This window comes from Marinicrinis sediminis (assembly GCF_042685085.1).
Classification (GTDB): Bacteria; Bacillota; Bacilli; order Paenibacillales; family KCTC-33676; genus Marinicrinis; species Marinicrinis sediminis.
Genome location: NZ_JBHUMM010000043.1, coordinates 315,550 through 332,776 on the forward strand (window position 1 = coordinate 315,550; position 17,227 = coordinate 332,776).

16 protein-coding genes and 1 other annotated feature are annotated in these 17,227 nt (G+C 49.3%); of the genes, 9 read left to right on the plus strand and 7 right to left on the minus strand.

Translation table 11 applies throughout. The annotated features are described in order from the left end of the window. Positions 1 to 95: 95 nt before the first annotated feature. Positions 96 to 1,025, plus strand: coding sequence for a manganese-dependent inorganic pyrophosphatase (locus ACFSUC_RS15310; RefSeq protein ID WP_379930498.1), 930 nt, complete (start codon positions 96 to 98; stop codon positions 1,023 to 1,025). A 117-nt stretch (positions 1,026 to 1,142) separates the two neighbouring features. Here ACFSUC_RS15310 and ACFSUC_RS15315 read toward each other — a convergent pair whose 3' ends face one another. Further along, positions 1,143 to 1,763, minus strand: coding sequence for a DUF47 domain-containing protein (locus tag ACFSUC_RS15315; RefSeq protein WP_379930499.1), 621 nt, complete (start codon positions 1,761 to 1,763; stop codon positions 1,143 to 1,145). 259 nt (positions 1,764 to 2,022) lie between these two features. Here ACFSUC_RS15315 and ACFSUC_RS15320 point away from each other — a divergent pair, with 259 nt between their 5' ends. The 8 genes from ACFSUC_RS15320 (at position 2,023) to thiD (ending at position 10,479) form a co-directional block, all read left to right on the plus strand. Further along, positions 2,023 to 3,321: an amidohydrolase gene (locus ACFSUC_RS15320; RefSeq protein ID WP_379930500.1), complete on the plus strand. Its 1,299-nt coding sequence runs from the start codon at positions 2,023 to 2,025 to the stop codon at positions 3,319 to 3,321. A gap of 17 nt (positions 3,322 to 3,338) precedes the next feature. Continuing rightward, positions 3,339 to 3,836 (plus strand): cell wall elongation regulator TseB-like domain-containing protein, encoded by a 498-nt coding sequence (locus ACFSUC_RS15325; protein ID WP_379930501.1) that lies wholly within the window; start codon positions 3,339 to 3,341, stop codon positions 3,834 to 3,836. Positions 3,837 to 4,104: 268 nt separating this feature from the next. After that, on the plus strand, positions 4,105 to 4,659 hold the full coding sequence (locus ACFSUC_RS15330; protein WP_379930502.1) for a hypothetical protein: 555 nt from the start codon (positions 4,105 to 4,107) through the stop codon (positions 4,657 to 4,659). Continuing rightward, positions 4,643 to 6,190 (plus strand): AAA family ATPase, encoded by a 1,548-nt coding sequence (locus ACFSUC_RS15335; protein WP_379930503.1) that lies wholly within the window; start codon positions 4,643 to 4,645, stop codon positions 6,188 to 6,190. Before ACFSUC_RS15330 ends, ACFSUC_RS15335 begins: the two co-directional genes overlap by 17 nt. A 292-nt stretch (positions 6,191 to 6,482) precedes the next feature. After that, positions 6,483 to 7,358: a 3-hydroxyacyl-CoA dehydrogenase family protein gene (locus ACFSUC_RS15340; RefSeq protein ID WP_379930978.1), complete on the plus strand. Its 876-nt coding sequence runs from the start codon at positions 6,483 to 6,485 to the stop codon at positions 7,356 to 7,358. After that, on the plus strand, positions 7,355 to 8,563 hold the full coding sequence (locus ACFSUC_RS15345; RefSeq protein WP_379930504.1) for an acetate/propionate family kinase: 1,209 nt from the start codon (positions 7,355 to 7,357) through the stop codon (positions 8,561 to 8,563). Before ACFSUC_RS15340 ends, ACFSUC_RS15345 begins: the two co-directional genes overlap by 4 nt. 99 nt (positions 8,564 to 8,662) lie before the next feature. Next, the gene (locus ACFSUC_RS15350; RefSeq protein WP_379930505.1) at positions 8,663 to 9,376 is read left to right on the plus strand and encodes a DnaD domain protein; all 714 of its coding nucleotides are present in this window, start codon (positions 8,663 to 8,665) and stop codon (positions 9,374 to 9,376) included. A 272-nt stretch (positions 9,377 to 9,648) separates the two neighbouring features. After that, the gene (gene thiD, locus ACFSUC_RS15355) at positions 9,649 to 10,479 is read left to right on the plus strand and encodes a bifunctional hydroxymethylpyrimidine kinase/phosphomethylpyrimidine kinase (RefSeq protein ID WP_379930506.1); all 831 of its coding nucleotides are present in this window, start codon (positions 9,649 to 9,651) and stop codon (positions 10,477 to 10,479) included. A gap of 284 nt (positions 10,480 to 10,763) precedes the next feature. Here the strand turns inward: thiD and mtnB are convergent, their stop codons facing one another. From mtnB to proB, 6 genes are all read right to left on the minus strand, one after another. Beyond that, a complete protein-coding gene (gene mtnB / locus ACFSUC_RS15360; protein ID WP_379930507.1) occupies positions 10,764 to 11,408 on the minus strand; it encodes a methylthioribulose 1-phosphate dehydratase in 645 nt (214 codons plus the stop codon). Positions 11,409 to 11,489: 81 nt separating this feature from the next. Then, positions 11,490 to 12,179, minus strand: a complete 690-nt coding sequence (locus ACFSUC_RS15365) for a 2-hydroxy-3-keto-5-methylthiopentenyl-1-phosphate phosphatase (protein WP_379930508.1) — start codon at positions 12,177 to 12,179, stop codon at positions 11,490 to 11,492. A 15-nt stretch (positions 12,180 to 12,194) separates the two neighbouring features. Next, complete coding sequence (locus tag ACFSUC_RS15370; RefSeq protein WP_379930509.1) at positions 12,195 to 13,454, minus strand: 2,3-diketo-5-methylthiopentyl-1-phosphate enolase; 1,260 nt, start codon at positions 13,452 to 13,454, stop codon at positions 12,195 to 12,197. A 36-nt stretch (positions 13,455 to 13,490) separates the two neighbouring features. Continuing rightward, a complete protein-coding gene (gene proC, locus ACFSUC_RS15375) occupies positions 13,491 to 14,348 on the minus strand; it encodes a pyrroline-5-carboxylate reductase (protein WP_379930510.1) in 858 nt (285 codons plus the stop codon). Between the two features lie 105 nt (positions 14,349 to 14,453). Continuing rightward, positions 14,454 to 15,701, minus strand: coding sequence for a glutamate-5-semialdehyde dehydrogenase (locus ACFSUC_RS15380; protein WP_379930511.1), 1,248 nt, complete (start codon positions 15,699 to 15,701; stop codon positions 14,454 to 14,456). 113 nt (positions 15,702 to 15,814) lie between these two features. Next, complete coding sequence (gene proB / locus ACFSUC_RS15385) at positions 15,815 to 16,915, minus strand: glutamate 5-kinase (protein WP_379930979.1); 1,101 nt, start codon at positions 16,913 to 16,915, stop codon at positions 15,815 to 15,817. A gap of 93 nt (positions 16,916 to 17,008) precedes the next feature. After that, positions 17,009 to 17,227, minus strand: a binding site (T-box leader).

Consider the following 17,227-nt stretch of genomic DNA (forward strand, 5'->3'; position numbering starts at 1 on the left):
TAAAAAATATATATAAAAGCTATTGGAATTATCGGAATTTAGCGTTATGATCATAAGTGAAAAGAATCAAACCAGTAGAGTAAGGAGTAGGATGGATGGAAAAAGTATTGATTTTTGGACACAAAAATCCGGACACGGACACAATTTGCTCCGCACTAGTGTATGCGGATCTGAAGAACAAACTGGGGATGAATGCGGAAGCGGTTCGTCTTGGATCGGTCAGCAGTGAAACCCAATTTGTGCTGGATCATTTCAATGTGGAAGCGCCTAGACTGGTTGAAGCGGTAGCTGCCGAAACGAACCAGGTTATCCTCGTCGATCACAATGAGCGTCAGCAAAGTGCGAATGACATTGATCAGGTCACGGTGCTGGAAGTAATCGATCATCACCGGATTGCGAATTTTGAAACCAGTGGTCCACTGTATTATCGTGCAGAGCCCGTTGGCTGTACGACAACCATTCTGAAAAAGCTGTACAAAGAACATGAAGTTGAAATTCCGAAGGCGATGGCTGGATTGATGCTGTCCGCCATCATTTCCGATACATTGTTGCTCAAATCCCCTACCTGCACAGATCAGGATGTAGCAGCAGCGAAGGAACTTGCTCAGATTGCTGGCGTAGAGCTTGAGTCTTATGGGCTGGACATGCTGAAAGCGGGCGCGGATCTGAGTGACAAATCCATTGAAGAACTGGTGACACTGGATTCCAAGCAGTTCCAAATGGGCAGCAGCAAGGTCGAAATCGCACAAGTAAACTGTGTAGACACCCAGGACGTGCTTGGTCGTCAAGCGGAGCTGGAAAAGGTGCTGCAAAGCAATATTGATGAGAAGGGTCTGGATCTGTTCGTATTCGTCATCACGGATATTCTCAACAATGATTCCGTCGCCGTTGTATTAGGTCAGCAATCTGCGGCGGTAGAAGAAGCTTATCAAGTCAAGCTGGTAGACAACAAAGCGGAGCTGAAGGGCGTTGTATCCCGCAAGAAACAGGTCGTACCGGTATTGACGGATGTACTCAGCAAGTAAGATTAACGAAGATATGGCACATAGAAAAACGGGGAGCCAATGGTGGCTCCCCGTCTTTAGTGTATATCATCAAACATTCACGTTAACATATCGTTGGATTAGAATCAGTTTCCAATGTTAAGCATAGCGCAGAACGATACTCTCCAGTACATCGGCAACGTCTTCGCAGGCATCGGTTGTTTGCTCCAGACGCTCATAAATTTCTTTCAGGGCAAAATCATGGTAAGGGTCTTTGCGATTTTTGAAAATGTCGGCGATCCCTTCACGCATTAAGCGGTCCCCATCGTTCTCCAAAGCGTTGACCTGTACCGTATGCTGACGAATCTGCAGAAATTTCTTGTTGGTAAGCAGCTTGATGGCTTCATAGACGTGTTCACAGGATGCGACCAGAATCTCGGAAAACTGCCGCATCACTTCATTGGTATAATGAATGCCCAAATAGTCAAATCGGGCAATGGTCGCTTCGATCCCGTCCATAATATCATCGATCAATACCGCAAGCTCCAGAATATCTTCCCGGCTCAGCGGGGCAATGTGGATGGAATTCAGCTGTCTGAATATATCATGGGTGAGCGTGTCCCCGGTATTTTCCAGTTCCTTGATTGCATCGTTATAGGTTTGTGGCTCCTTTTCCCCCATCATGGCGGTACGGAACAGTTGAGCCCCTTTTAATGTATTCTCGGCTGCATCAAGCAGCACCAGCAAATATCGATCATCATTTTTACGAAAAGTTATCATCAGGCATCCCCTTCTTTGTCACCCGTTCGGTTCTGTACATCTTTCTTGTATGTTGACGGGCAAAATTCACACTATGTGTATTATATACCCTAAATAACGCTTCATGAATACTTCATACAAAAATACTTCATGCAAATTTATTTTCCTATTTGTTTTAATGCAGCTTGTCCTTTTAAATAGTGTATGTGAGAAAGTTGATTTTCATGCGAGAGAACGGTACAGTAAACATGATAAAACCTATGGAGAAGCAGGTGAATGCATGCGTTGGATGATTAAGAATGGTACGTTTATTACGATGAATGAGGAACAGCCCGTTTTCAAGGGTAACATGATTGTTGAAAACGATCGCATTGAAGCGTTAACAGCAGATGAACTGGATGAGTCCCAGTTTAATGAAGTGATTGATGGATCGAATCGGGTGTACATACCTGGATTTGTGAATACGCACGGCCATGCTGCCATGTCGCTGTTAAGGGGTTATGCGGATGATTTGGCGCTGCAAGTGTGGCTGCAAGACAAGATGTGGCCCAATGAGGCGAAATTCACAGCAAACGATGTGAAGTGGGGCACCTCATTGTCTGTCGTCGAAATGATCAAGAGCGGAACAACCAGCTTTGTCGATATGTATGATCATATGGATGAAGTGGCTGGAGTGGTCGAGACTTCCGGTATGCGGGCAAGACTGACTCGCGGCATGATTGCCATTGGATGCTCGGAGCAGGTACAGAAGGACAAGATCGAAGAGGCGATTGCCTTCTCCAAAACGTGGGAAGGAAAAGCGAACGGAAGAATCGCGACCATGATGGCTCCGCATGCGCCGTATACGTGTCCACCTGATTTTATTGAAAAAGTGGTCCAGGCATCGCATGATTTGAATGTTCCCCTGCATACACATATGTCTGAAACGGCCAGAGAGGTTCAGGAAAATGTAGACCAGTACGGTGCTCGTCCTGTCGCTCATTTGCAAAAGCTGGGTATGTTTGACCGGCCTTGTCTGGTTGCGCACGGGGTTCACTTGACCGATGAGGAGATTGCGATTTTAAAGGAGTATGATGTGCGTGTCTCTCACAATCCGGGCAGCAACCTGAAGCTGGCCAGCGGCATTGCGCGCGTACCCGAGCTTCTTAAAGCAGGTGTGTGGGTGTCACTGGGCACAGACAGCTCCGCCAGCAATAATAATCTGGATATGTTTGAAGAAGTTCGCCTTGCGGCGCTTCTGCATAAAGGAGTATCCGGTGATCCGACCGCAGTTCCCGCGATGGAAGCGCTCAAAATGGGGACGCTGTACGGAGCAAAATCGATCTGGTTTGAAGATGTAGGCATGCTGAAAGCTGGCTACAAAGCGGATCTGGTGGGCGTGGACATTGATCAGCCGCATTACTACCCGAAAACGGATTTTGCCTCTCATCTTGTCTACTCCGGAGCTGGTCAGGACGTAGCAGATGTATGGATTGACGGAAAACAGGTCATGAAAAATCGGACACTGACGACCATGGACGAAGAAAAGATCAAGGCCGAGACACAAGCTTGTTATGATCGGATTATGTCCACGTCCTGAAGAAAGAAGGGTCATCATTGAGTAGAAAAGTCAAATTCAGCTTCCTGGCCATTCTGATTGGCATCGGACTCATCTTCCTGTCCGGTAAAATTTATGTCGATGCGATGCGTGACTCCTGGAATACGGAAGCAGACGTGAAAAAGCAGATTCTTGCTTCTACACCGATGCAAACGATTGATGATATCGAGCATTACCATGGCAAGCAATCTTATGTGGTGGCGCTGGGTGAGGATGAGCGGGAGCAGCGATTGCTCGTCTGGATTCGTTCAGACATGGAGGACATACGCTATCGTTATGTAAAGGAAGGGATTTCCGAAAATATCTTGCGTTCCAACATCGGGCAAAATGAACCGGAAAAGAAAATTTCTCATATCGTTCCCGCGATCTTTGAAGAGGAAGAAGCCTATGAGGTCTTCTATTCCGTCGAGGAATCCAATGGCACCCGCTATTATTATGATTACTATCGCTTTGAAGACGGAGAACGGCTGGAAACGTATGCGATGAGCAAGAAATAAGTGCTCTCCATTCGATCTGATCACTCCCTGCTCACTGATGAACAAACCCTGACACTCGCTGCAATGGCGGGTGGTCAGGGTTTTTCCATTCATTCACTTGTCAATCATTGCATTCGGTGCTGCAAGTGATTGTATGCTATACTCTAACTTGTGAGATCGTGATCAGATAGTGTGTTGTTTGATGATGTGAATATGCGTGAATATGAATGAATATTAAACACGGAAACATATAAAACGTGGAATATACAGGGAAAAGGAGGCTGATTGGATGCCGATGAAATTGCGACCGATGCCGTTAATCATCACCGTGGTGATAAGTGCGCTCATATTATTTGGAACTTGGTTCGCTTATCAGCACTTTGCCGTTAAGTCTCCACTACTAGAGCGGGTTCATAACATTGACGGTGTGCAACATGCAGAAGTAGAAATGACCAGAGATCGAGTCCGCTTTGACCTGCGCCTGGAGGATGAGGCCAGTGTAAGAACCGTGGTTCAAGCGATACGTGAACAGGAGAGCAAGCTGTTTCAAGATAAAAATAAAGATATTGATATTCGCTTTGAAGATTCGACATCGGAGGAGATTGAGAAATGGTGGTCCACCATGCTGTTTTCGATCGCACAATCGATGGATCAACAGCGCTATAGCGAGATACCAGAACTGCTAAATACGGAAAGTGCAGGGGTTGCAGGACTGGAGGCTATCGCAGAGATGGATGAACATCATGTCTACATTTCTATCTACTACGAGGGCAGCACCAAGCATATGATGCTGCCAAGAAAACCGAGCCAGTTGGGGGTGTGGCCGAATGAGCAAGTATCTTAAGGAAATCGGGATTGGCTTCGTACCTGTTCTGTTGCTTTTTCTGGCATTCGCAGGATTCAATATCATTCCGCTGCTGATCGTGGTCGTTCTGGCAGGTGTGCTGGTTTATGTGGCCCGGATGCGGGGTACGGCGGTTGGAGCGGGTGCAGGTGCCAGACAGAAGGCAGTGAAAAAACCGGAGCTGTTGACATTCGAGGATATCGGAGGACAGGATCGAGCCAAGAAAGAATTGGTTGAGGCAATGGATTTTCTGAATCGGGTAGACGAAATCAAGGAATTGGGTATTCGTCCGCTGAAGGGGATTCTTCTGACCGGTCCTCCGGGAACGGGGAAGACGCTGATGGCAAAGGCTGCGGCTCACTATACGGATTCTGTGTTCCTGTCTGCATCGGGGTCTGAATTTGTGGAGATGTACGTTGGAGTCGGTGCGAGCCGAATCCGTGATCTGTTCAAACAGGCGCGCACGCTGTGTGCAAAAGAAGAAAAGAGCAGTGCCATTTTGTTCATTGACGAGATTGATGTCATTGGAGGCAAGCGCGATGGGGGTCAGCAGCGGGAATATGATCAGACACTGAATCAGCTGTTGACGGAAATGGACGGCATGCATTCAGAAGATCATCCACGCATTCTTCTGATAGCGGCAACTAACCGCAAGGAAATGCTGGATGCTGCTCTTCTACGTCCGGGACGCTTCGACCGTCATATCGAGGTAGACTTGCCCGACCGGAAAGGCAGACTGCATATTCTGAAGCTTCACGCGGCCAACAAGCCGCTGAATGACGCAGTGTCTCTGGAGCTGGTGGCAGAAGAAACGTATCAGTTTTCCGGCGCACAGCTGGAGAGTGTCATGAACGAAGCGGCGATCTATGCTTTGAGGGAACAGGCTGCCACGATTCATCAGCATCATCTGTCTCTTGCCGTGGATAAAGTCATGATGGGGGAAAAGACGGATCGGGAAGCAGCTCAGGAGGAAAAGGAACGGGTGGCGATGCATGAGATTGGACACGGGCTCATTGCTGAAATGGTCCGACCCGGTTCTGTGGCCCAGGTTTCTCTGAGCCCGCGTGGGCAGGCACTCGGGTATGTTCGTCATCATCCACAGAAGGATCAATACTTGTATACCCGGGTATTTCTGGAGGAACAGATTATGATTGCGCTTGGCGGGGCTGCTGCCGAGGAGATTTTCTACGGTTCGAGAAGTACGGGCTCTCGCAATGATTTTGAGCAGGCCATGCGGATCGTTCGCAATATGATTGATTCCGGGCTTACCTCATTGGGGATTATTCAGGCAGATATGGTACCGCAGGAAATGCTCGTTCAGGAAAACCGCAACATTCTGGAGGATATGATGAAGAAAACCAAGGCACTTGTAGAAGCGCATCAGGAAGTCTTTCATCACAGCCTTGCTATTTTGCTCAGGGAAGAAGTGCTGTCCGGCAAGCAGTTTCGCCTGTTGATTGAACAGGCGCGGCACGAAGCAGCCGAGCAGCCAGTTGATCGGGTAACGGTGAAACCAGACCAGTCCGCTTGACAAGCCGATAGGGAAGCAGTATGATACAGCAAGTGCTTGACGAAGGTGAACCGAATATGAATGGGTTATCATGCCAGGTTCCTGCTTAGCAGGAGCCTGTTTTGTGTGATTGCAGGAAAAAGGTTGTGACTTATTTCCGAGCCATTTTCCCATACTAAAGGTTGATCGGGATGCAGGCTTTTTCTCTCGAATTCAGCTGTGAACGTTTTGTGGATGATGGTGAAACTTTCCTTGAAAAGGTGTATCATTAGGGATGAACAGCTCGTTTCGCGAAGAACGTAGTAAAGGAGTTTTGACTGTGAAGAGCATAGGAGTCATTGGCGGAGGAACGATGGGACAGGGCATTGCTGAAATGTTGTCCGTCAAAGGTCTGGATGTATATTTGATGGAGAAAAATCCGGAGAGACTCGATTGGGCATTTGAGCAAATCGAGATTAGTTTAGATAAACAGATTGAAAAATGGGCGCTGACCCAATCGGAGAAAAAACTGGTGCTGTCACGCATTCAGAAAGTAACCGAATATAACCGACTGTCCCAATGCGATATGGTCATTGAGACCATTACAGAGGATACGGAAGCGAAGAAAGAAGTGTTTGAGCGTCTGGACGATTACTGTCCGTCTCATATCATTTTGGCTTCCAACACCTCCACCCTCAGCTTGACGGAACTGGCCAGCAATACGCTGCATCCGGATCGCGTCATCGGACTGCATTTCCTGCATCCGGTATCCAAGATTGATCTGGTGGAAATTATTCGCGGGCTGAAGACGTCGGATGATACGTTTAACAAAACGAAGAATTTCGTGGAAGAAACCATTCAGAAAAACGGCATCATGGTTTATGAATCACCGGGCTTTGTGACAACTCGGTTAATTTGTGTGCTGATTAACGAAGCCCTGCATGTGCTCCAGGAAGGGGTTGCTTCCGCTGAGGACATCGATATGGCGATGCGCATTGGTTACGACTTCAAGTATGGCCCACTGGAAATGTGTGACCGTTTCGGTCTGGATTCCGTACTGGCTGCCATGGAGCGCATGTTCCGTGAATTTGGCGATATCAAATATCGACCTTCCTTCCTGCTGAAAAAGATGGTGCGGGCTGGACATCTCGGGGTAAAGTCGGGAGAAGGCTTCTTCCGTTACGACAAGGATGGTGACCGAATCAAATGAAAGTTCTAGTTATTAACGCAGGCAGCTCATCTCTGAAGTATCAGTTGTTCAACATGAAGGATGAATCCATTCTGGCTAAAGGAAGAGTGGAGCGGATCGGCTTTGAGTCTTCCATTCTGGTGCACGAATCCACCGGCAAGCCGGAGGTCAGTGAAGTCAGTGAGATTCTGGATCACAATGCAGCTATCAAAAAAGTGCTCGACATGATCGTGCACGCAGAACATGGGATTTTGGGCAGCATTGATGAAATTGATGCCGTTGGCCACCGGGTGGTGCATGGCGGAGAGAGCTTCTCCAACTCTGTGCTGGTGAAGCCGGAAGTTCGTTCCGAGATTCGCAAGTTGTTTGATCTTGCACCGCTGCACAATCCGCCTGCCATGATGGGTATTGTGGCAGTGGAAACGAATTTGCCGAATGTGCCGCAGGCAGCAGTGTTTGATACGGCATTCCACCAGACGATGCCTGCCAGCAGCTATCTGTATCCGATTCCGAAGGTTCTGTATACGAAGCATAAAATCCGTCGCTATGGTTTCCATGGGACGTCTCATTATTATGTAAGCCGCAAGGCAGCCGAGTTTCTTGGCAAACCGATTGAATCCCTGAAGATCATCACCTGCCACATCGGAAATGGCGGCAGTCTGACTGCCATCCAGGACGGAAAGTCGATGGATACCAGTATGGGCATGACCCCTCTGGAAGGGTTAATGATGGGAACACGGAGTGGTGACCTGGACCCGGCCGTCGTGCCATTCACGATGGCTAAGGAGGATCTGACCATTAGCGAGGTCACTTCCATGCTGAATAAACACAGCGGAATGCTGGCGATTTCGGGTATCAGCAGTGATATGCGGGAGATACACAATGCGATGGAAGAGGGCGACGCCAACGCGAAGCTCGCCTATGAGATGTATGAATACCGCATTCGCAAATATATCGGCTCCTATACGGCTGCAATGAACGGACTGGACGTACTGATCTTTACAGCGGGAGTCGGTGAGAACGCATCACATCTTCGTCAGGCTATCTGTGACAATCTGACCTACTTCGGTATTGAACTGGACGCAGAAGCCAACGCAGTGCGCTCTCCGGATGCTAGACGGATCTCAACGGCCCAATCGAAGGTAGAAGTCCTGGTTGTGCCGACCAATGAAGAGCTCGTGATCGCACAGGATACGTACGATCTGGTTAAATCAGAGCAGGCTTGACGATTTTGCATCTGCATGCCTTTTGACCTTAGATGTCAGTCTGCATGAACGCACATTGCAGCCATGGCAGACCATGAAGAAAACGGTGGTGACGTCACGTTGTCGAATTCCAAGGACTACATCCAGGGCATGATGAAGGCTTTACAGGAAGGGACGGTCTCGGTTCCTTATCTGCTCATCTCACACTATGCTGAATTGGGTTTGAGTGAAGTGGAAATGATGCTGATCATTCATCTGCAAGCTTATCAGGAAAAGAAAAACACGGAATTTCCGACTCTGGATGAATTGCAGAGTCATATGCATGCGCCGGCCGATGCGGTGGTTAAAGCCCTTCAACGCCTGCTTGCTCAGGGCTGGATATCCATTGATGAGGGATATGATTCCATTGCCGGCATGCAATACGAAACCTATAATTTAACCCTGCTTTATGAGAAGCTGGCTGCGCATTTATACGGGAATGACCAGCAGCAACGGTCTGTTTCTTCTCCGACCATGACGCAGGAAACAGTCTCATCTGCACAAGCGGGGGCCACAGCAACGGGCAGCCAGACAGAGGCAGACCGCAACATGTTTTCTATTTTTGAGCAGGAGTTCGGCAGACCTTTATCGCCAATGGAGCTCGAGACGATCACATTGTGGCTCGATCGGGATCAATACAGTGAGCCGTTGATCAAGGCCGCTTTGAAGGAAGCGGTTTTCTCCGGAAAAGTTCATTTTCGCTATATTGACCGGATTTTGCTGGAATGGTCGCGCAACGGAGTTCGAACACCTGAAGAGGCCAAGGTTTATGTGCAGCAGTATCGAAGTCGATAACCATTCCGCTATCTGATTGATTTCACAGGTCGCTGCATGTTTGCGGTTGCTGGTTGCGATCGACGACGATCGGTTTGTTTTGAAAGTCAAAGTCTGGCGAAAGCCAGGCTTTTTTGTTATTCTCTAAAAGCAGGAACGATGCGGTATGATCTGAATAATGGAGATCGTATGTAATCGAAATCGTATGTAATCGGGATTGTATTAAATTGAAGATACATATTTAACATGCTTGTCGATAACGTGACAGAAACGAAATGGGGAGGAAGCTAACGATGAGGATTGCACAGGCTTTAACGATTGCAGGCTCCGACAGTGGGGGAGGAGCAGGCATACAGGCTGATATAAAGAGCTTTCAAGAGATGGGTGTCTTCGGAATGAGTGTGGTAACCGCAGTGACCGCGCAAAATACGCTGGGCGTGCATCACGTCATGCCGATGACAGTAGAATCGATTACCCAGCAGCTGGATGCCATCGCCGCCGATATGGGAACCGATGCGGTGAAAACGGGCATGCTGTACAGCGGGGAGATCATTGAAGTGGTGGCAGATTGTTTGCAGACGTACAACTGGAAACAGGTTGTTGTGGATCCCGTTATGATCGCCAAAGGCGGGGCATCGTTGTTGCAGCAAGAAGCGCTCCATGCATTGAAGCATAAACTTCTACCGCTCGTCCAAGCTGTTACACCCAATATCCCTGAGGCTGAAGCATTGGCAGAGATGCAGATTGAATGTATGGAAGATATGAAAAAAGCCGCGAGAAGAATCAGGGAAACGGGTGTTTCCTATGTGGTCATGAAGGGGGGACATGCGTCATTTCAGGAGGATGTGATCGATTATTTGTATGATGGTCATTCCTTTACGCCCTTTCACGGAAGAAGGGTGGAGACTGTCCATTCACATGGAACCGGATGTACCTTTTCGGCGGTGATGACGGCCTGTTTGGCGCGGGGAGCCAGCATGACCGAAGCCGTTCAGGTTGCCAAGCAGTTTATCCAAGCTGCTCTGGAAGATGAGCTGGGCATTGGCAATGGTCACGGTCCGACGAATCACTGGGCGTATCGCAAGCGGAAAACCGAGTTTGGTGAGCAACCAAGAGATACATAAATGTGATAAACATCCCGGAAAATTAGAAATCGCTCCCGTTCATTGAGCAGTGCAGTCTGCTGACCAATGAACAGGAGCGATCGTGTTGGCATCTCGATCTGCTTTAGGAATTTAAATGGTTTTGAGAATTTGTATGGTGCTGAGAATTTGAATGGCTATGGATTGTTGAATAGCCATTGATATGGGCATATCAATTTGCAATGGGTTGAATGGTTAAATGACTTTGACATGGCTATGTGCATCGAGATATTGCATTGCATAGCCTGGGTCTGGGCCTGGGCTGTTTATTTGCTAAGCGAAGCTTTTCGGATGAGATATTCAAATAAAAATTCAAATGCCTCCAGGTGTCTTTTCGCTTCAAATGGTGTTTTTCCCCAGGCGTAAATGCCGTGATTTCGCAGCAGGATACCCGGCACCTGCGGATTGAGGACGCCTTCGATCAGTTCTGCGATACGAGGAATTTGAGCATAATTCGGAAGCACAGGCACCTGAATCTCTGCATCTTCTTCCCATATGTTAAAAGCTTTGATCAGCTCTACACCTGAAATCGGAATCACGTCCTGTTCAGGAAACAGTTCCGCAACGAGATTGTTACCCATCGTATGCACATGATAGATCGCGCCGCAGCCAGTCAGTCGATAAATTTCGCAATGAATCAACGTTTCAGCAGATGGTTTTAAGGCAGTCTCCATAAACGGCTTGCCTTGCTCATCAACCAGCAGATAATCCTCTGGCGTATGTACGCTTTTGTCCTTGCCACTGGCCGTAATGGCAAACTGGAAGTGATTCGGTTCAAAATCGCCGACCCGTACGGACAGGTTGCCGCTTGTGGCCGGGAACCAACCTCTTTGAGCCAGAATGCCCTTTATTTCACGAAGTTCGTCAAACGCATGCTGCACGTGCTCCAGCTTAATGCCCTCTCTGTTCATTTCACGCTCTCCTTCAATATTCGTTTCATGCATTTTTTGCACATGATCCATCTCACATGATCCATCCGGTTTGACCAAGAGTTATACCGAGGGTTTCACCGAGGCGGATGCTTTTCGGGTTTTCAGTGCTTCCACCACGGTATGAAAATCTTCATATGCGATGTATGGAATGCCTTCCTTCTCACACTGGGTTTTCAGATAGGAGCGGGCAAATACGAGGTCAGCTAGCTTGGCACCGGCAAAATCAGTGATGCTGTCTCCGATCAGAATGCGGTCGTAGGCAGCCTGATCAAATGAACGCATAATTTTCGTTTTGCACATCCCGCAATCATTTGTACAGTGGGCATCACAGGCATGTGGCCACGTAATTTGAATCGTTTCACCCTCAAAAGAGCTGCCGTTGCAGAAAATGTGCTCCTTCTCAATCGGATAAGGAGCAAGCAGCGGATAGACGAAGAAGTCGATGCCTCCGCTAGTAACATAGAAGGATATCTCTTCCTGTTGGCAATATTGCAACAAAGCTTCGAACCCATCACGAATACGGGCCTGTTCGATCGCGAAGGTCACGATATCCTGCTTCTTTTCTGATGGAAGGAGGGCGAAGAGATCGCCCACACCTTGACGGATGCTGATCTCTTTGTTCATGATTTTCTCGACGATCTGTTCCCACCCGGCAGGCTGAAAGTGCTTCATAATGGCGATAATATTATCATTTTCAGTGATCGTACCATCAAAGTCACAGAAGATGACCGGTTTTTTATGTGTGTTCATGCTGACGTCTCCTCCTTAATTCTCCCTCAAGCCCCAGGCATCAATCGCGGCTTGCAATTCCGGGTGCTGTGCGGCATATTCCTTCAGACCGTGTCCTTGCTGAACGGCGTCGATCGCTTGTCGGAAGGCTCTGCCTCCCGCAGCGGTGCCCATGGGATGTCCGTGAATGCCACCACCTGCATTGACCACGACATCTTGTCCAAAATCTCGCAGAATCAGAGGAGTCAGGCCAGGATGAATGCCGGCTGATGGAACGGGAAGACTTCGTTTGAGCTTATTCGCTGACAGCTGTGGAGTCTGGTAGCCGTAATGCTTCGCCAATTCCTCTGTCAACAATACTTGCTGGATGGCCAGATTTTCTTCCTTCGGCATCACGACTGAACCGTATGGGGAAGGGAAGAGAACCAAGTCTGCGCCAGCCAGACGCATCAGCTTGCCAAGTAGTACGCTAGCTCCGATTCCATAGTTCGGAGACGGGTACATAGCGCCAGCCATGGCAGGGTGTGCCGCGACCGGAATGGTGATTTCCGGGTCAGATGCCAGCGCCTGCAACGTGTCGAACCCGTAAGCCAATACGTTGAACAGAAGGGCGTTGGCGCCGTGATCGATCGCTTTTTTGGCTTGTTCCTTTAATTGAAAGGTAGGGCCGGTTAAATTGACAGCATACAGCAGCTTTTGCCCGGTCTCCGCTTCCGCTTCGGCCGCTGCCTGCATACAGGCTGCCACCCGTTTCTCAATGGGCGTCAATGGATTCTCAAACAGAATTTCATCATCTTTAATGAGATCGACCCCTCCGAGGGCCTGTTGCTTGAACTGGGAGGCGAGTTCCTGCATATCGTGACCGATGACCGATTTGAAAATGCTCATGAGGAGCGGACGGTCATGGACACCAAGTTGAGATCGGATGCCTGCAATGCCGTATTTCGGGCCGGAAAACGCGGACAGGAAACGTTCCGAGAAGTGCAGGTCGATGAGTTTGATTTGTCCGTCCATTGACAGCTTTCCGAATACCGTAACCAGCAGTGCCGGAATATCTAGTGAAAAATTCACGTCCGGGTAGGCGATCTGAATATCTGCATACCGTGGACTGGAAGCTGATGCTTCCTGAATCTCGACGGATACCACCTGACCCAGGTGCTTCTGCATGTTGGCTTTCTTGGCCTCGGGGAGATCAGTCCAACTGCCTACGGTCAGTCCAACTGCAATTCCCTGGGCTTTCTTGTGAAAATCGGTCTGCTCTCCAAAGCAGCGGTATGTGGCTAGACAATAACTCATATCACAGGATCTCCCTTTCTCCATGAATGCATGATTTTAGGACTTGCGGTATTCCAGCATGGCACCCAGTTCTTTCGCCCGTTCAGAAGAACGCTTGGCTGCGGATTGCACGGCTTCTGGAAATCCGAGCTCATCCAGTTTTTCAATCGCCGCCTGCGTGGTGCCGTTTGGAGAAGTTACTTTCTTGCGCAGAATCGAAGGTTCTTCTCCGGTTTGCTGCACCATCTTGGCCGCGCCCAGTACCGTTTGGGCGACAATACTTTTTGCGGCAGACGGTTCGATGCCTCCATCGATCGCCGCTTGCATGAGATTTTCGATAAAATAATAGACGTAAGCAGGGCCGCTTCCGGAAATGCCGGTAATCACATCCAGCATCGGTTCCTCGCCTTCATGGACCATTCCCACGGCACCGAAGATCGCTCTGGTCATCGCTTCATGCTGTTCCGTTACATGCTCGCCATAGGTCACGCCTGTAACCCCGAGCCCGATCGTGCTGGACGTATTGGGCATGGTTCTCACGATCGGCAACTGAGCGGCGCCCAGGTATTGCGAGAGGGCATGAATAGACAAACCTGCAATCACAGATATGACGAGCTGGTTGGGACGAATGTGGGAACGAAGGTGAGAAAGGGCTTCTTCGACGTCCTTGGGCTTCATCGCCAGCACAACCACATCGGCTTCTTCAATGAAGCGATTTTTGATTTTCTGATCTGGATGCACCTGCACGCCGTATTCCCGATGCAGCTCCTGCAAACGATTTTGATTGTGACGATTGACGATGAAAATATGATCCGCATGGGCGGTTTTCTTTTCAATCATGCCTCGAAAAATAGCTTCGGCCATTGCACCGGCGCCAACGAAGCATACTTTCTTACGATCTAGTGGTGTTTTCATGTTTTGTTCCTGCCTTTTTTTAGATCTAGCATACCGCAATGCATCGGCAATTGCCAATGAACGCAGTGGCCTCGCTGTTTGCTCGGGTGTCAGTAGCGGTGCCGCTTATTCCTTAATTTGCCCATCCCCGTATACGCAATATTTGGTAGAGGTCAAGGCTGGCAGACCCATTGGGCCACGAGCGTGGAGCTTTTGGGTGCTAATGCCGATTTCAGCGCCAAATCCGAATTCGAATCCGTCTGTAAATCGAGTGGAAGCATTATGGTACACGGCAGCTGCATCGATTTGTTGCATAAACTTCGCAGCGTTGTCGGCATTTTCGGTTACAATGCACTCGGAATGCATGGTGCCATAGGTCTGAATATGCGAGATCGCTTCCTCCAGGGAGCTTACGACTTTCACAGACAGCACATAATCGTTGTATTCGGTGCACCAGTCCTCTTCGACTGCGTCTTCCATCCATGGGACGAGCGCTTTGGCTTTCTCATCACCTTTGACGACCACTTGTGCTTGCTTCAGCTTCTCGGCAAATGTTGCCAGGTGTTGGGCGGCAAACTGCTCATGGACCAGCAGCGTTTCCATGGCATTGCAGACCGATGGACGCTGCACTTTGGCATTGAAAGCGATAGAGGAAGCCATGTCTGCCTGTGCTTCTTCATCAATATAGGTGTGGCAGATGCCAGCTCCGGTCTCGATAACCGGTACAGTGGCATTGTTAACGACCGTCTGGATCAGACCGGCTCCGCCACGTGGAATGACGACATCGAGCAGTCCGTTCAGTTTCAGCATTTCATCTACCGAAGCCCGATTCGGGTCCTCGATGACTTGCAATGCATCTTTCGGGATGGCACTGGTCTCCAGCGCTTCATGCAGCACTTCTACGATTTTTTGGTTGGAATGCAGGGCAGAGGAACCGCCGCGCAGTACCACTGCATTGCCAGTTTTCAGGCACAGTCCGGCCGCATCGACGGTGACATTCGGTCTTGCTTCGTAGATCATGCCGACAACCCCGATAGGTACGCGAATCTTTTTGATAAACAGTCCATTCGGTCTGTCGAATTGTTCCAGTTCATCTCCGACTGGATCTTGCAACTCCGCTACCTGACGCAATCCGTCGGCCATGGCTGCTATACGGGTTTCATTCAACGAGAGGCGGTCCAGCAGGGAACGCGACAGGCCATTTTCCTCTCCGCGCAGCAAGTCCTCCTGGTTGGCCGCGATAATGTCCTGCTGGCGATGTACGAGATGATCGGCCATTTTCAGAAGGGCCTCATTTTTCTGTTCCGTGCTCAGACTTGCAAGCACAACACTGGCCTGTTTGGCTAATTGGGCTTTTTGTTTGACTTCACTCATGGTAATTCCTCCTTATGATCTGTTCATATTTATGAATTCATGTCGGTATTTTAACCGTAATCAATAGATTCAAAGGGTTCATCAGAAAGGTTGATCTCAGGGATCGTCGCGGTTTACACAAGGGTAATCCATTCATCCCGATGAATCACTTCCATGCGCTGAAGCTCGAGTCGTTTCTCCACTTCAGTCGTCGAGAGACCGCTGGCCGCTTTCAATTGCCAGGACGTATAGTTGATGATGCCTCGACCGATTAACTCATCGGATTCGCTGCGCACCTCTACGACATCACCGGGGTGAAATTCACCAGTGAAGGCCGTCACGCCAGCGGGAAGCAAGCTTCGGCGATCCTGAACCAGCGCATTCCTCGCTCCGGTATCTACAATAATGGTGCCTTGGGGCTGCGAGTGAAAGGCGAGCCATTGCTTTTTCATGGGGAGGGAGGTCAACTGGGTTTCAAAGTACGTACCCTTGCCTTGCCCCTGCTCCGCAAGCCGCAGGTCGCCAGGCTCTGTGGCTCGGCCCACAAACACCTTGATGCCTCCACGCATCGCAATTCTCGCCGCATCAATTTTCGAGCGCATCCCGCCGGTACCAACGGATGAGCCGGCTCCCCCGGCAATCTGATAGATTTCCTTGCTGATCGCCGATACCTGACCGATACGGGTTGCGGCTTTGTCCGTTCGTGGATCTGCTGTATACAAACCGTCTGTATCGGTAAAGATCATGAGCTGCTGCGCTTTGACCATATTCGCGACCAGCGCCGAGAGGGTATCGTTGTCACCGAACTTCAATTCATCCACCGCTACGGTATCATTTTCATTGATGATCGGGACAATCCCGTGCTTTAAGAGCTCTTCAATCGTCATGAGGGCATTGTGGATTCGCTTGCGCAGCGAAAAGTCGGCCCGTGTCAGTAAAATTTGCGCCGTATGGATGCCATACTGATTGAAGGCCGCGTTATAGGATTGCATCAGCAGGGCCTGACCGACAGCGGCAGAAGCCTGTTTCTCATGCAGATGCTGCGGGCGTTTGGCAAACCCCGCAATACGAAAGCCAGCTGCTACCGCGCCGGAACTAACAAATAGCACTTGATTTCCCTCTGCATGCAGGGAGGCAATTTCTTTGACAAAATACTGGATTTGCTCGATTTTCAGTCCGCCTTCTTCGGAGGTGAGCGAGCTGCTTCCGATTTTCACCACGATTCGTCGCTGCATCATCATCATCACTTTCTTATGGAAATGGCTGTGCCTGCAAGGGTCAGCAGGCAGAGGCAGGTTTTTGCGGACAATAAAAAGCACTTTCATCCATCTAAGGACGAAAGTGCCAGCTTCCGCGATACCACCTTAGTTGCGATGATCATCGATCCATCGCCAACTTTATGCCCGGATAACAGTTGGGCTTCTGTTCGGTTCATCACCGACCGTTCCAGGGTAGGTTCAAAAGGGACTTCGGTAAATTTTCGCAGCCAAGAAATTTACTCTCTGAGCGAAGCGGAGCCTCTCTACTAGCCCTGTCATCACGTTTTA